Here is a 14,527-nt window from a genome sequence, read left to right on the forward strand (position 1 = left end):
TCAATGGAGCTGCGGCTATGTCGTCGTGGCTACATCCTTGGATTCTGTTGCTCTCGTTGGCATTTCGCCCATCGACCAAGCAATTATAAGCCAGCAAACTAGGAGGGCTGCGCCCATCGCAAAGACCGATAAATCACCATGGCTATCCATTAAATAACCCCCAATAACAGCACCTGAGAACAGGCCAATCGATTGGGTAGTGTTGTATACACCCAAAGCGGTACCTTTAGATTCTTTGGCAAATCGAGATACCAAGGATGGCTGCAAAGCTTCTAGTAAATTAAAGCCCACAAAATAAACGAGTAGTGCACTTGCAATTGTCATTACCGAATTTGCTTGTGTAAAGATCATTTCAGCAATCAGCAGTAAAACAATCGCAACTAACAACACTGTTCTTAACTGCTGTTTCTTTTCTCCGTAAATTATTGCCGGAGCCATAAAGACAAATGAGAGCAGTACTACAGGAAGATAAATTTCCCAATGAGAAGAAAGCGGTAAGCCTGCTTGAACTAGCAAACGAGGTACTACTAAGAACATCGCTACTTGAGTGGCATGCAATACAAAGACACCAAGATTCAAGCGCATTAATTCAGGACGGAAGAAAACTTCCTTTAATGAAGCTTGTTGAACTCTTACTTCAGGTTTGCTCGTGGGTAAAACGTAATACGTTACGAACATGGCAATAACGCCTAATACCGCCAGAACAACGAAAATTCCACTAAGGCTAATTGCGCGATATATGGGGGCAGCGATCACCAAAGACAGAGCAAAGGAAAGGGCAATACTGCCACCAACCAAAGCCATCGCTCGAGTACGAACCTGTTCACGTGTGAGATCGGCTACCCACGCAGAAATGGCCGCTGAGACCGCTCCAGCACCCATCACCCCGCGCCCAATCGCAATCCAGAGCAAATCGTCCTTGGCGGCACAGATCAAGGCGCCAGCAATAAATAAGGACAGACCCCACAAAACAACCGGTTTACGCCCAATTCGGTCCGATAAACGGCCTAAAGGAATGTAAAAACAGGCCTGCACAATATTGAAGATGCCCAAGGTCAAGCCCACCCAAAGTGCATGCTCGCCACCAGGCAGGCCATGGGCGTGGATGCTAAAGATGGGCAATAGCAAAAATAGACCCAGCATACGGAGGCCAAAAATGCCTGCTAAGGCGAGAGTGGAGCGAAGTTCAGAAGGATTCATGGGAAAGAGCTATATTAACAAGTTACGCTAAAAAATCATGAATAACGAAATCAAGATCCGCGGTGCCCGCACCCACAACCTCAAAAACATCAATCTAGACATCCCTAGAGAGAAACTGGTCGTCCTTACTGGCCTCTCTGGTTCGGGCAAGAGCTCACTGGCTTTTGACACCCTTTATGCCGAGGGTCAACGCCGCTACGTTGAATCCCTCTCAGCTTATGCTCGTCAGTTTTTACAACTCATGGAAAAACCAGACGTCGATACGATTGAAGGTCTTTCGCCTGCGATTTCAATTGAGCAAAAAGCAACAAGCCACAACCCTCGCTCAACCGTTGGTACCGTCACTGAAATTCATGATTACTTGCGCTTACTCTTTGCACGTGCAGGAACACCCCACTGCCCAGAACATGACCTTCCTTTAGAGGCACAAAGTGTCTCGCAAATGGTTGATACCGTATTGTCAATGCCAGAAGACACTAAGCTCATGATTCTTGCGCCCGTAGTCAGTGAGCGCAAAGGTGAGTTTGTTGACCTCTTTCAAGATTTACAAGCACAAGGCTTTGTTCGTTTTCGCGTTCGCTCAGGTGGTGGTACAGCCAACGCTGCTAAAGCAGAGATTTTTGAAGTTGATCAATTACCTACGCTAAAGAAAAATGACAAACACTCAATCGAAGTAGTGGTTGATCGAATTAAAGTTCGTCCAGATATTCAACAACGTTTAGCGGAATCTTTCGAAACCTCCTTACGCTTAGCGGATGGCAAGGCAATGATTGTGGATATGGACACTGGCAAAGAGATGATTTTCTCTAGTAAATTTGCCTGTCCAGTTTGCTCTTATTCCTTACAAGAATTAGAGCCTCGCTTATTCTCATTTAATAACCCGATGGGCGCCTGCCCTTCCTGCGACGGCCTAGGTCACCAGTCCTTCTTTGATCCTAAGCGAATCGTAGCTCACCCCGATTTATCACTAGCTTCTGGCGCTATCAAAGGCTGGGATCGCCGTAATCAGTTCTACTTCAAACTCCTTCAAACTCTTGCAAAGCATGGTGGGTTTGACGTTGAGAAACCGTTTGAGACATTAAATAAGAAACAGCAAGATTTGATTTTGCTTGGCTCTGGTGATGTCACCATTCCATTTGAATATATCAATGAGCGTGGCAAAAATAGTATTCGCGAACATGCCTTTGAAGGTATTGTTGCCAACTTTGAGAGACGCTACCGCGAAACCGATTCCATGACGGTTCGCGAAGAACTCTCTCGCTATCAAAATGTGCAAACTTGCCCAGAATGTAAAGGCAGTCGTTTACGCAAAGAAGCACGTTTTGTCAAAGTGGGTGATAAAAAACAATCACGCGCTATTTATGAAATTAGCGCTCTTCCACTGAAAGAAGCTAAAGAATATTTTGAAACCCTTGAGCTCAAGGGTGCCAAACGAGAAATCGCCGACAAGATTGTGAAAGAAATCGGTGCTCGCCTACGCTTTTTAAATGATGTCGGCCTCGATTACCTGTCTTTAGAGCGAAGCGCTGATACCCTTTCTGGTGGCGAAGCTCAGCGTATTCGACTAGCATCCCAAATTGGCTCTGGCCTAACGGGTGTGATGTATGTTTTAGATGAACCCTCTATTGGATTACATCAACGCGACAATGATCGCCTCATTGGCACCCTCAAACATTTACGAGATCTTGGTAATAGCGTTCTCGTAGTTGAGCATGATGAAGATATGATTCGCGCCTCTGATTGGGTAATTGACATTGGCCCTGGTGCCGGCATTCATGGTGGTGAGGTCGTTGCTCAAGGTACGCCGGCAGAAGTAGAAGCAAACTTGAATTCCTTAACCGGTGCTTACCTGGCTGGCCGTGAGGCAATTGCCGTTCCAGAAAAACGGATTCCAGTAAGCGATCGTTTCTTAGAAATTATTGGCGCACGTGGGAATAATTTGCAATCTGTTCATGCAAAGATTCCAGTAGGTTTATTAACTTGCGTGACTGGCGTATCGGGCTCTGGTAAATCCACACTCATTAATGACACCTTGCATCATGCAGTTGCTCAACATTTATATGGCTCCAATGCAGAGCCAGCAGCTCATGATGCGATCAAAGGCCTAGAGCATTTTGATAAAGTCATTAGCGTTGATCAGTCACCTATTGGTAGGACACCTCGTTCTAATCCGGCCACCTATACGGGCCTGTTTACTCCAATCAGAGAACTCTTTGCTGGCGTTCCCGCATCACGTGAGCGCGGCTACGAAGCCGGGCGCTTCTCCTTTAACGTAAAGGGTGGGCGCTGTGATTCATGTGAAGGCGATGGCGTAATTAAGGTAGAAATGCACTTCTTGCCGGATGTGTATGTGCCTTGCGATGTATGTCATGGCAAACGTTATAACCGTGAAACTCTGGATATACGCTACAAAGGCAAAAATATCCACGAAGTACTTTCCATGACCATTGAGCAAGCCTTTGAATTCTTCGAAGCGGTGCCGGTCGTTAAACGCAAACTGAAAACACTATTAGATGTCGGCTTAGGTTATGTAAAGCTGGGACAAAGTGCTACCACTCTATCGGGTGGTGAAGCGCAACGCGTCAAGCTATCGCTAGAACTTTCTAAGCGCGATACAGGGCGCACTCTTTACATCTTGGATGAACCTACAACGGGCCTACATTTCCACGATATCCAACTCTTGTTGACTGTTATTCAAACACTCAAAAAGCAAGGTAACACGATAGTCATCATTGAGCACAATCTAGATGTGATCAAAACGGCTGATTGGATTATTGATCTTGGGCCCAAGGGTGGTGCTGGTGGCGGACAAATTATTGCAACCGGAACCCCTGAAGATGTTGCAAAAAATGAACTCAGTTTCACTGGTCATTATTTAGCACCTTTATTGACTCGAAAGATCGTGAGCAGCAAAAAGAAAAAATAAACTAAAACGCTTTTTTAGTTTATAAATCTCAGAGTAATTTAGCCTCAGCCATATCGGTTGCCTCTGAATTACCTGAGATCACCAAAATATCATTGGCCTCTAGGATTAATTCTGGCGTTAAAGCTAGCTTTACATAGTCTGCATTACGCCCTTTGCGACGAACTGCCTGAACACTAACGCCTTCATTTTCTAAATGAAGTTCGCTCAGCGTTTTTCCAACTGCTTGAGATTGAGGCAATAAGGTAATCGAATGTAAGCGCCAAGATTCATTCGTTCCTAAAACATCATCACCTACACCCCTAAAGTAACCTCTCAACAAGCTATATCGCTCTTCACGTGCAGAGGTAATGCGTCGTACCACTTTCCGCATCGGTACACCCATGATCAAAAGAACATGGGAGGCAATCATGAGGCTGCCTTCAATTAACTCCGGCACTACTTCAGTAGCTCCAGCAGCCTGCAACTTAGCAATATCAGCATCATCTCGTGTGCGAACCAAGACAGTCATACCAGGACGCAGGTGTTCTACCTGATGCAATACTCGTAAGCTAGCAACAGTATCTGCATAGGTAATCACAACGGTTTTCGCTCTAGAAAGTCCAGCAGCAATTAAGTAGTTCTCACGACTGGCATCCCCATAGACGACATTGTCTCCAGCTGCCGCAGCTTCTTTAACGCGATCCGGATCTAAATCCAATGCAATGTACGGAATTTTTTCCTGATCCAACATCCGCGCCAAACTCTGACCAGAGCGACCAAAACCACAAATAATCACGTGGTTTTCATTACGCACGCTTTTTGCTGCTACGCGCGTAAGCGCAAGGGATTGCAGTAGCCATTCATTGCTGGAAAAGCGCATCGCAATTCGATCGCTGTATTCAACCAAAAATGGGGCGCAAAACATCGAGAGCAACATGGCCGCAAGAACGGCTTGACTCAAAGTAGGATCAATCAAATCCAAGCCGTCGATTTGAGTCAGCAATACGAAACCAAATTCGCCCGCTTGAGCAAGACACAGGCCTGTTCTAATGGAGATGCCAGGACTTGAGCCAAATGCTCTAGAGAGCAAAGCAATCAAGCCAAACTTGAAAAATAATGGGGCAATTAAGAGCACCAAGACCAGCATCCACTGCTCAAGAATGACGTTGAAGTCCAGCAGCATGCCAATCGTGACAAAGAAAAGCCCTAACAGAACATCGCGGAACGGCTTGATGTCTTCTTCCACTTGATGTCGATAAGGCGTCTCAGAAATCAACATGCCCGCTAGAAATGCGCCTAGAGCAAGAGACAATCCAAAGTGCTCCGTTAAGGCTGCCATACCAAGAACAATTAATAAAAGGTTCAACATAAACAGCTCTTGTGAGCGCAGTTTGGCAACCAATCTAAACCAGCGGCTCATGAGAGTTTGGCCAATAAAGAAAATCAATGTCAATGCAACGGTAATTTTGATAGAGGCTGTAGTCAAAGCAACGAATAGGTCTTTAGGATTCTTTCCTAATGAGGGGAGCAAAATCAATAAGAAGACCACTGCCAAATCCTGGAACAGCAAAATACCGACTACATTGCGACCGTGTTCAGACTCCAATTCGGAGCGATCAGAAATGAGCTTCGTCACAATGGCAGTAGATGACATGGCTAAAGCACCACCAAGTGCAATCGCTGCTTGCCAAGAAATCGGGTAAATCCAGTTCATCAGCAGACTTGCTGGAACAGCCAATAGCATGGTTAAGATCACTTGGCTGCCGCCAAGCCCAAATACGATGGTGCGCATGGCCCGCAGCTTGTTTAGGTTAAATTCCAGACCAATGGAAAACATCAAGAAAACCACTCCAAACTCAGCCAGATACTTGACGGTGGCAGAATCACTCGCCAAGCCAAGGGCATTAGGCCCTATGAGTACTCCAATGGCCAAATAGCCCAAAATGGGGGGTAAGCCAAAATAGCGGAAAATAACCACTCCGGCCACACCTGAGGCCAAGAGAATGAGAGTTAATTGAAGGACTGACGGCATATACTTACTCGATGATAGCTAAGACTCGTGAACGTACCCTAAAGCTGGCACGCGACACCCTCACAATTGAGGCTGCTGCACTGCAAACCATGCGCGATCGCCTTGAGGGCGCCAATGCTGATGCACTTATCCTCGCAGTGGAATTGCTACACCACTGCAAAGGCAGAATCGTAGTTTCAGGTATCGGCAAATCCGGTCATATTGCTCGCAAAATTGCTGCCACATTCGCATCAACCGGCTCTCCAGCTTTCTTTGTACATCCCGCAGAGGCCAGCCATGGCGACCTGGGAATGGTTACCCGGGATGATGTATTCGTAGCGCTCTCTAATTCTGGCGAGACTGAGGAACTATTAACAATTGTTCCAATCGTCAAACGTACTGGCGCAAAATTAATTGCTCTGACTGGCGCACCAAATTCCTCCCTCGCCAAATTAGCAGATGCACATTTGGATACCAGCGTTGAAAAAGAGGCGTGCCCCCTCAATCTCGCACCCACTACCAGCACCACTGCCGCACTCGCAATGGGTGATGCTTTAGCCGTCTCCTTATTGGATGCACGCGGCTTTCAGGCTGAAGATTTCATACGCTCACATCCAGGTGGCAGACTAGGTCGTAAGCTGTTAGCCCATGTCAGCGAGGTTATGCGTAGTTTTGATAACACTCCTAAAATTTCGATTCAAGCTTCACTGCAAGATGCCTTACTAGAGATGACGTCTAAACGCATGGGTATGGTCGTCATCTTAGACGAGCAACAAAAAGTGTTTGGTATTTTGACGGATGGTGATTTACGCCGCCTTTTAGAAAAAAATACTAATCTTGGCAGCGTTACCTTGCGCAATGCCACTACCCCTAGCCCACGAACTATTCCTCCTGAATTACTAGCCGAGGAAGCGATTGAGATGATGGAAAAACATCGTATCAATCATTTAGTAGTAACCAATACCGAAGGTCATCTTTTGGGTGCACTGAACTTACATGACCTTTTTGCGGCTAAAGTTATTTAATAGCCACCTCAACCCATTCCCATATCTTCATGCCGAGCGCTTTTAATACACACACTACCAACCCTTTTACTCAATATCCACAAGCATGGGAGCGTGCTGCTCACGTAAAGCTACTGGTGCTAGATGTTGACGGTGTTTTAACAAATGGCCAAGTATGGATAGGGGCAGACGGGAAAGAATCTTTAAAGGCATTTGATATTCAAGATGGTTTAGGTATCAAATTATTAGAGCAATGCGGAATCGCAACAGCCATTATTACTGGCCGTAACTCTAAAATGGTTTTAGCACGCTGTGAAGAACTGGGAATCAAGCATGTTCATATGGGAGTTGAGAATAAATCAATCGCCTTAGCGCAAGTTCTAAATTCACTTAGCCTTACTCAAAACGATTGTGCAGTAATGGGTGATGACTGGCCGGATTTAGCGATGATGAAAAATGCCGGCTTGAAAATTTGCCCCGCTCAAGCACATGAGGCCGTAAAAGAATATGTACATTATGTAACCATCCATACTGGTGGTAATAGCGCTGTGAGAGAAGTATGTGACCTGATTCTCAAAGCGCAAAATCAATACGACAAACTCCTGAGCAAAGCCCGCGACTAGTTAATGGCTTTAAATTCTCAACACCTTAAAGTTACCCTTGGGCGCAGTCTTTTACGGCTGATGCCCCTGATTTTGATGGGCACGTTGACTCTAGCTACTTTTTGGCTAGTTCAAAAAAATAACCCCGCAGAAAAATCCCAGCTTGAGCGTGTTCGTCTTCACGAACCTGACTACATTATTGAAGATGGCTCTCTTTCGGCACTCAATGAACTGGGTAATACTAAATATAGAATTCTGGGAAATAAAGTCACTCACTATGATGATGACGCTTCGATTGATATTGAAGTGCCGCGCATGCGTTTATTTCAACCAGATAAAGCGCCTGTGACTGTGAAATCCAAAACAGGTCATCTTGATGGAGACCTCTCTATTTTGGAGCTATTTGATAATGCTTCGATATTTAGACCTGCACAGCCTGCCAGCGCTACAGAGCCAGCCACACTTCGCATGCTAGCCTCCTCAAGCTATTTTAAAGTCTTCATTAACGACGACATCATTGAGACTGATAAACCCATCACCCTCGAGCAAGGCATGTCAATCATGACCTCAACTGACGGCGGTACATTCGACAATATCCAACAAAGCATGGTGTTATCAGGTCAAGTGAAGGGGCGTATTGAACGCGCACCACGGGGAACACAATAAAATGCTGAGCATGTTTGAACCTCTTCATTTTTCTAAATCAGCGTGCCTATTAGTGCTCTTAGCAGCATTTACTGGCTTGGCAAAAGCTGAAAAAGCAGATCAAGATAAGCCAATTATTCTCGAGGCAGAAAAGGTGTCGGTCAATGATGTTCAGCAAAGCTACGATCTGAATGGGCAGGTTCTGCTTATTAAGGGAAGCATGATTGTGACAGGCGAAGATGGTCATATTCAAGTCGACCCTGAAGGCTATGAGTTTGTTGAAGTCAAAGGCACCTCCGATACAGTCGCTAGCTTCAGACAACGTAGGGAAGGGCCTGCTGATGAATTTATGCAAGGGCGTGGCACACAAGTAACCTATAACGCTAAGACTGAACAGTTGACTATTACCGGCGATGCTTCCCTGCGCCGTTCTCTGAATATGCAAATGCTCGATCAATTGCAAGGAACAAAGATTGAGTACGACGACATTACGGAACGCTATCGAGTAACACCTCCTGCAGATGCAAAGCCAGAGGACCTGCCTTTAGCAAGAGCAATCCTTTCACCAAGGCGGAAAGCTACACTAGACAAATGACAATGGATTCAGCCCAAACAAACGCCGCAGCTACACTTAGCGCCCATAACCTGCAAAAGCGTTATGGCTCAAGAACAGTCGTAAAAGATGTCTCTATTCAAGTGAAGTGCGGTGAAGTAGTTGGCCTTCTTGGGCCCAATGGTGCAGGTAAAACCACTTCCTTTTATATGATTGTCGGATTAGTTCCGCTTGATGGTGGTCGGATTGTTTTAGATGGCACCGATATTACTCATTTGCCTATTCATGAGCGTGCTCGCATGGGTTTGTCTTATTTACCCCAAGAAGCCTCTGTATTTCGCAAACTCAATGTTGCAGAAAATATTCAAGCGGTACTAGAACTTCAAGTACAAGGCGGCAAGCCATTATCCAAAGGGGAAATAGCCAGCCGTCTTGATGAGCTCTTAGGCGAACTCCAGATTAGTCACTTACGCAATAATCCAGCCTTGTCTTTGTCTGGTGGTGAACGACGCCGAGTTGAGATCGCTAGGGCACTAGCATCACAGCCCAAGTTCATCTTGCTTGACGAACCTTTCGCAGGTGTTGACCCTATTGCGGTTGGGGAGATTCAACGTATTGTTCGTTTTCTACGCGATCGTAATATTGGCGTTCTGATCACGGACCATAACGTCCGCGAGACCTTGGGCATCTGTGATCACGCCTACATCATTAGCGAAGGAAGCGTTTTGGCAGAGGGCAAGCCAGACCAAATCATTCAAAACGATGCCGTTCGCAGAGTCTACTTAGGCGAAAATTTCCGGATGTAATGAGGGCCCTCAACCCCATTCAAATAATAAAAAATTGCATTCCCCTCTTGGTTTTCGGCAAATTCGCTGATACGCTGGAGGTTCATGAAGTACTTTCCCAAAAAAACAGTTAAAAAAATGACAGGGGCTCGCTGCGCACCCCGGGTATAAGCATGCGCAAGCACTGATAAAAGGAGTTGCTAATGAATTTAAAAATTAATAGCCGTCATGTAGAAGTTACCCCAGCCATGCGTACGCATCTTGAGACCGGCTTAGCCAAAATTCGCAAGCACTTCGATCACGTCCTTGATGCATCAGCCTTTTTGGTCGTGGATAACGCCAAAGAAAAAAGTCTTCGTCAAAGCGCTGAGATCACCCTTCACCTCAAGGGCAAGGAATTATTTGCCGAAGCCCACAATGCGGATCTTTACCACGCTATGGACGCAGTAGTCGATAAACTTGAGCGTCAAGTCGTGAAACACAAAGAAAAGATCCAAGATCATCATCACGAGAAGCATTTTGAGTAATCCGAGTTGTCAGGACACCTATAATCATTTGTAATGAATGCCCTGACCAATCTCTTTACCCCCGACTGCATTGCATTAGATAGCCCTGCCAAAAACAGAGCTGATGCATTTGCAGCCGCCGGGGAGCTTTTCGCTAAACAAACTGGTATCGATGCAAATGCCGTTGTCAGCTTTCTTAACGCTCGTGAGGAATTAGGCTCCACAGCACTTGGTGCTGGCGTTGCCATACCGCATGGTCGTGTTAAAGGCCTGAAACAGCCCGCAGCAGCTTTCATCAGACTAAAAGACCCTATCGAGTTTGCTGCCCCTGATGGTGAGTCGGTATCTACCTTTATTTTCTTATTGGTTCCCGAAAAAGCCACGCAACAGCATTTGGAAATTTTGTCTTTCATCGCTCAGCTACTATCAGACTCTGAGGCTCGTGGGGCACTATCTTCTGCGACTGACCCCGTCAAGGTATGTGAACTATTGCAACATTGGGGAAATCCAAAATGACGCAACCATTACTCCTAGATGGAGTAACTGCCCAGCAGATTTTTGATGACAACGTTTCAGATCTAAAACTTTCCTGGATTGGTGGTCTTGAGGGTGCTGAGCGCACATTCCCACCAGAAGCAGTTAAGGCAGCAGCAGCCAGCTCTGACCTAGTGGGTCACTTAAATTTGATCCATCCTAGTCGTATTCAGATATTTGGCGACCAAGAGGTTGACTATCATGCAGCACTTGAACCCAAACAAAAGCAAGAGCAAATCGCGAGTTTGATTTCAAAAACCCCTCCGTGCGTGATTGTGGCTGACGGCAAAAACGCCGATCCTGATTTGCAGCTTTTTTGCCAGCGCTCTTCCACACCATTATTTACTACCCATATTTCCGCAGCAGAGGTCATTGACCATTTACGCACCTATCTAACCAAAATTGGCGCCCCTCAAATTACGATGCACGGGGTATTCATGGACATCTTGGGTCTCGGCGTTCTACTAACCGGCGAATCTGGTTTAGGCAAAAGTGAATTGGGTCTTGAGCTAATTTCTCGTGGCCATGGATTGGTGGCTGATGATGCTGTGGACTTTGCACGGCTTGGTCCAGACTACATTGAGGGTCGTTGCCCTGTCATTCTCCGCAATCTTCTTGAAGTTCGCGGTCTGGGTTTATTGGATATTCGCACCATCTTTGGTGAAACAGCTGTACGTCGGAAATTAAAACTACGCTTGATTGTTCAATTGGTTCGCAGAACCGATGGTGAATTTGAAAGATTGCCACTGGAAGCTCAGCATATTGATGTATTGGGCATTCCCATTAGAACAGTCAAAATTCAGGTGGCGGCTGGTCGTAACTTGGCGGTGCTCGTTGAGGCGGCTGTGCGCAATACCATCTTGCAATTGCGCGGCATTGATACCTTGAAAGAATTCATAGAGCGACAGCGGATTCAAATGAATGCAGAGTCTGACTCAATCAAATCACAGGGTCGCTTACTCTAACTTATGCAAATTAATCTGATTACTGGAATCTCAGGCTCAGGTAAATCAGTAGCCCTGAGGGCTTTTGAAGATGCAGGATATGACTGTGTAGACAACCTGCCAGTCTCTTTGCTGGAAAATCTCATACAAACTTTAGAGGGCGAGAATAGTGAACGGGTTGCGGTAGCTATTGATGCACGCCGTGGACAATCGATTGCACAACTACCCTCGATACTTGAAAACCTTCGCCGCAATCATCAAGTTCGAGTGGTATTTCTCAATGCAGACACCAATACTTTGGTGCAACGCTTCTCAGAAACCCGTCGACGTCACCCACTCTCTACTAGCGCCCAACAAACACAATCAGCAACACTGATTGAAGCGATTGATCGTGAGCGAAATCTCCTAGAACCCTTACGCGCGCAAGCGCATAGCATTGATACCAGCAGTCTTCCTGCTCATGCCCTGAGATCCTGGATTCAAGATCTTCTGAAAGATAAGCCAACTGGATTGACGGTGGTTTTTGAATCGTTTGGCTTTAAAAAAGGCGTGCCGAGTGAAGCAGATTTGGTTTTTGATGTCCGCTGCCTACCCAATCCTCACTACGACAAGATCTTAAGACCCTTAACAGGCAACGATAAGCCCGTTAAAGAGTTCTTAGAAAAAATTCCTGAGGTAATCAGCATGGAATGTGACATTATTCAATTTATTGAAAAATGGTTACCGCACTATATCGCCGATGGAAGAAGCTATTTAACGGTAGCCATTGGTTGTACTGGTGGCCAACATCGTTCTGTCTATTTGGTTAATAGAATTAGCGAGCATTTCCGCGCGCAAAAAGATCTGATTGATCTACAACTTAATTTTTTAGATCGCCATCGCGAGCTAGACTCAATCCCTGTAACAAAACTTTAATTGGCTGCGGTAATCCATGGCGGCCCAATTGCTTTAGGGGCACCCATTTCAAATTTGGATTCGTAAATGGGATGGTCTTCATTGCATTCACCTCCCATATCTGCATCCATAGACAGCGATGCGTAAAAACATGTTTGATGTAAAACCCCCTGTTTGGGGGTGTGCAATTTCTCAAAAAAAGGACTGATTTTTCTTCAGGAAGCGTAAGACTTAATAAATTGCTTGAGCTTAGCTCCTCTTTTAAAAAACTGAGGTCCCTCGGAGCCCAAGGCGATTCCGGTAAAGACCATAGACCGCCCCATATCGCTTTATCTGGACGCTTTTGAAGTAGTACCGAATTGCCTGAGCGCAACAACAACATATGGCAATCAAACTCCGGGGATTTACTCTTGATGACCTTTTTCGGCAAAGCAAGCACTTGATCGCTGAGGTTTGCCTGACAGTCCTTAGCAAAAGGACATTTTTTCTCACCACTTAAACAGACTGGCTTACGAGAAGTGCACCACGTTGCTCCAAAGTCCATTAATGCCTGCGTATAGGTAGGCATATCTTGCGGCTTTAGAGGCAATAATTCTGTAGCTAATTTCCACAAAGAGTCATTGACTGCTTTATCTTGAATGGCGCCTTCAATTGCAAATAAACGTGCCAAGATTCGTTTTACATTGGCATCTAAAATTGGTGCTCGCTCATGAAATGCAAAAGCAGCAATAGCACCTGCAGTGGATCGCCCAATTCCCTTTAACTGCTCTAGTAGCGCAGGATCTTGTGGAAACTTTCCTGCAAATTCTCGAACAATCTGTTGTGCGCACGCATGTAAATTTCTTGCGCGAGAGTAATAACCCAAACCAGCCCACTCCGCTAGAACGTCATCAACGTCTGCAGCAGCCAGTTTTTTAACCGTCGGGAAGCGCTTCATAAAGCGGGGATAACGCTCGAGAACAGTAGCTACCTGAGTTTGCTGCAACATGATTTCGGAAACCCATACCGCATAAGGATCGCGATTGCCCTGCCAAGGCAATCCAGAGCGCCCGCTCTGGGCATGCCACGCGATGAGTTTTTTTGAAAAAGAATCGATTACCGTTTTTGACATACTGGGCAAAAATAGGTTGAGCGTTGCCCTTGCACAATCTGTTGGATAGGGGTTTTGCACACTTTACATGGCAGGCCCTTGCGATCGTACACTTTAGATTGCACTGTGAAGTGGCCAGGATCGCCATCGCTATTCACAAAGTCTTTCAGAGTGCTACCGCCAGCATCTATTGCCTTTTTTAAAATACTTCTCACAGCGCTTGCCAGTCGTGAGCATTGAGGGCGTGTCAGCTTACCTGCAGCTTTAGCTGGATGAATACCTGCCTCAAACAAACTTTCAGAACAATAAATATTGCCCACTCCAACAACTGCTTGACCCGCTAAAAGAAATTGCTTTACGGCTACGCTTCGCTTACGAGAAGCTTGATACAAAATCCCTGTTCCAAGCTCACCTTCAAATGCGGATGAAAAAGGTTCTACCCCAAGCTTTAATAAAAGTGGATTGCTTTCTACCGGCCCTTTAATTTTAGGATGCCATAAAACCGCTCCAAATTTTCTTGGGTCATGTAAACGCAAACTTAAACGACCAAATTCAAATGTAACTCGATCATGCAATTTAAGAGGCTCTGAGCTTGGTAATACCCGTAAGGTTCCTGTCATTCCAAGATGGATGAGAAGGCAGCCCTTTTCAAGTTCTAACAACAAGTACTTTCCACGTCGCGCAATAGACTGGATTTTCTGTCCCGGCAAAATCTGAGGTAAGCTTTTGGGTACAGGCCAGCGCAGGCGGCCATCGATTACCTTGATGGCGCTAATAGTCCTCCCCTGAAGGTGGGGGGCTATTCCTAATTTAGTGACTTCTACTTCTGGAAGTTCTGGCATAAATCAATTGTA

Annotated in this window: 14 protein-coding genes; 10 read left to right on the forward strand and 4 right to left on the reverse strand. The window is 45.8% G+C overall.

Annotated features, from left to right (window positions below; translation table 11 throughout):
- Positions 1-15: 15 nt before the first annotated feature.
- Positions 16-1,200, reverse strand: a complete 1,185-nt coding sequence (locus PNUC_RS09870) for an MFS transporter (RefSeq protein WP_011903739.1) — start codon at positions 1,198-1,200, stop codon at positions 16-18.
- Positions 1,201-1,237: 37 nt separating this feature from the next.
- On the opposite strand from PNUC_RS09870, the gene uvrA reads away from it, so the two are divergent.
- On the forward strand, positions 1,238-4,126 hold the full coding sequence (gene uvrA, locus PNUC_RS09875; protein WP_011903740.1) for an excinuclease ABC subunit UvrA: 2,889 nt from the start codon (positions 1,238-1,240) through the stop codon (positions 4,124-4,126).
- A 28-nt stretch (positions 4,127-4,154) separates the two neighbouring features.
- On the opposite strand, the gene PNUC_RS09880 is transcribed toward uvrA, so the two are convergent.
- Positions 4,155-6,137, reverse strand: coding sequence for a monovalent cation:proton antiporter family protein (locus tag PNUC_RS09880; RefSeq protein WP_011903741.1), 1,983 nt, complete (start codon positions 6,135-6,137; stop codon positions 4,155-4,157).
- Positions 6,138-6,148: 11 nt separating this feature from the next.
- Between PNUC_RS09880 and PNUC_RS09885 the strand changes: the two genes are divergently transcribed.
- The 9 genes from PNUC_RS09885 to rapZ all read left to right on the forward strand — a co-directional run bounded on the left by PNUC_RS09885 (position 6,149) and on the right by rapZ (position 12,604).
- Positions 6,149-7,141 carry a KpsF/GutQ family sugar-phosphate isomerase gene (locus tag PNUC_RS09885; RefSeq protein ID WP_011903742.1) on the forward strand — a complete coding sequence of 331 codons (993 nt, stop codon included), beginning with the start codon at positions 6,149-6,151 and terminating at the stop codon, positions 7,139-7,141.
- A gap of 29 nt (positions 7,142-7,170) precedes the next feature.
- The gene (locus tag PNUC_RS09890) at positions 7,171-7,743 is read left to right on the forward strand and encodes a KdsC family phosphatase (protein ID WP_011903743.1); all 573 of its coding nucleotides are present in this window, start codon (positions 7,171-7,173) and stop codon (positions 7,741-7,743) included.
- A 3-nt stretch (positions 7,744-7,746) separates the two neighbouring features.
- Positions 7,747-8,388: an LPS export ABC transporter periplasmic protein LptC gene (lptC, locus tag PNUC_RS09895; RefSeq protein ID WP_011903744.1), complete on the forward strand. Its 642-nt coding sequence runs from the start codon at positions 7,747-7,749 to the stop codon at positions 8,386-8,388.
- Between the two features lie 10 nt (positions 8,389-8,398).
- The gene (locus PNUC_RS09900; protein WP_223245981.1) at positions 8,399-8,962 is read left to right on the forward strand and encodes an LptA/OstA family protein; all 564 of its coding nucleotides are present in this window, start codon (positions 8,399-8,401) and stop codon (positions 8,960-8,962) included.
- Positions 8,959-9,726: an LPS export ABC transporter ATP-binding protein gene (gene lptB, locus PNUC_RS09905; RefSeq protein WP_011903746.1), complete on the forward strand. Its 768-nt coding sequence runs from the start codon at positions 8,959-8,961 to the stop codon at positions 9,724-9,726. Before PNUC_RS09900 ends, lptB begins: the two co-directional genes overlap by 4 nt.
- A 182-nt stretch (positions 9,727-9,908) precedes the next feature.
- Complete coding sequence (gene hpf / locus PNUC_RS09910; protein ID WP_011903747.1) at positions 9,909-10,232, forward strand: ribosome hibernation-promoting factor, HPF/YfiA family; 324 nt, start codon at positions 9,909-9,911, stop codon at positions 10,230-10,232.
- A gap of 33 nt (positions 10,233-10,265) precedes the next feature.
- A complete protein-coding gene (locus PNUC_RS09915) occupies positions 10,266-10,727 on the forward strand; it encodes a PTS sugar transporter subunit IIA (RefSeq protein WP_011903748.1) in 462 nt (153 codons plus the stop codon).
- Positions 10,724-11,710 (forward strand): HPr(Ser) kinase/phosphatase, encoded by a 987-nt coding sequence (gene hprK, locus PNUC_RS09920; protein WP_011903749.1) that lies wholly within the window; start codon positions 10,724-10,726, stop codon positions 11,708-11,710. The genes PNUC_RS09915 and hprK overlap by 4 nt, the downstream gene beginning before the upstream one ends.
- A gap of 3 nt (positions 11,711-11,713) precedes the next feature.
- Positions 11,714-12,604 (forward strand): RNase adapter RapZ, encoded by an 891-nt coding sequence (rapZ, locus tag PNUC_RS09925; protein WP_011903750.1) that lies wholly within the window; start codon positions 11,714-11,716, stop codon positions 12,602-12,604.
- On the opposite strand, the gene mutY is transcribed toward rapZ, so the two are convergent.
- Positions 12,549-13,694, reverse strand: coding sequence for an A/G-specific adenine glycosylase (mutY, locus tag PNUC_RS09930; RefSeq protein ID WP_011903751.1), 1,146 nt, complete (start codon positions 13,692-13,694; stop codon positions 12,549-12,551). The two genes, rapZ and mutY, sit on opposite strands and share 56 nt — an antisense overlap.
- Positions 13,679-14,515 carry a bifunctional DNA-formamidopyrimidine glycosylase/DNA-(apurinic or apyrimidinic site) lyase gene (gene mutM, locus PNUC_RS09935; protein ID WP_011903752.1) on the reverse strand — a complete coding sequence of 279 codons (837 nt, stop codon included), beginning with the start codon at positions 14,513-14,515 and terminating at the stop codon, positions 13,679-13,681. Before mutM ends, mutY begins: the two co-directional genes overlap by 16 nt.
- Positions 14,516-14,527: the final 12 nt, after the last annotated feature.

Source organism: Polynucleobacter asymbioticus QLW-P1DMWA-1 (assembly GCF_000016345.1).
Classification (GTDB): domain Bacteria; phylum Pseudomonadota; class Gammaproteobacteria; order Burkholderiales; family Burkholderiaceae; genus Polynucleobacter; species Polynucleobacter asymbioticus.

Coding starts and splice junctions, on each gene's coding strand:
- PNUC_RS09870 (WP_011903739.1), bottom strand. CDS start 1,200: ATGAATCCTTCTGAACTTCGCTCCACTCTCGCCTTAGCAGGCATTTTT.
- uvrA (WP_011903740.1), top strand. CDS start 1,238: ATGAATAACGAAATCAAGATCCGCGGTGCCCGCACCCACAACCTCAAA.
- PNUC_RS09880 (WP_011903741.1), bottom strand. CDS start 6,137: ATGCCGTCAGTCCTTCAATTAACTCTCATTCTCTTGGCCTCAGGTGTG.
- PNUC_RS09885 (WP_011903742.1), top strand. CDS start 6,149: ATGATAGCTAAGACTCGTGAACGTACCCTAAAGCTGGCACGCGACACC.
- PNUC_RS09890 (WP_011903743.1), top strand. CDS start 7,171: ATGCCGAGCGCTTTTAATACACACACTACCAACCCTTTTACTCAATAT.
- lptC (WP_011903744.1), top strand. CDS start 7,747: ATGGCTTTAAATTCTCAACACCTTAAAGTTACCCTTGGGCGCAGTCTT.
- PNUC_RS09900 (WP_223245981.1), top strand. CDS start 8,399: ATGTTTGAACCTCTTCATTTTTCTAAATCAGCGTGCCTATTAGTGCTC.
- lptB (WP_011903746.1), top strand. CDS start 8,959: ATGACAATGGATTCAGCCCAAACAAACGCCGCAGCTACACTTAGCGCC.
- hpf (WP_011903747.1), top strand. CDS start 9,909: ATGAATTTAAAAATTAATAGCCGTCATGTAGAAGTTACCCCAGCCATG.
- PNUC_RS09915 (WP_011903748.1), top strand. CDS start 10,266: ATGAATGCCCTGACCAATCTCTTTACCCCCGACTGCATTGCATTAGAT.
- hprK (WP_011903749.1), top strand. CDS start 10,724: ATGACGCAACCATTACTCCTAGATGGAGTAACTGCCCAGCAGATTTTT.
- rapZ (WP_011903750.1), top strand. CDS start 11,714: ATGCAAATTAATCTGATTACTGGAATCTCAGGCTCAGGTAAATCAGTA.
- mutY (WP_011903751.1), bottom strand. CDS start 13,694: ATGTCAAAAACGGTAATCGATTCTTTTTCAAAAAAACTCATCGCGTGG.
- mutM (WP_011903752.1), bottom strand. CDS start 14,515: ATGCCAGAACTTCCAGAAGTAGAAGTCACTAAATTAGGAATAGCCCCC.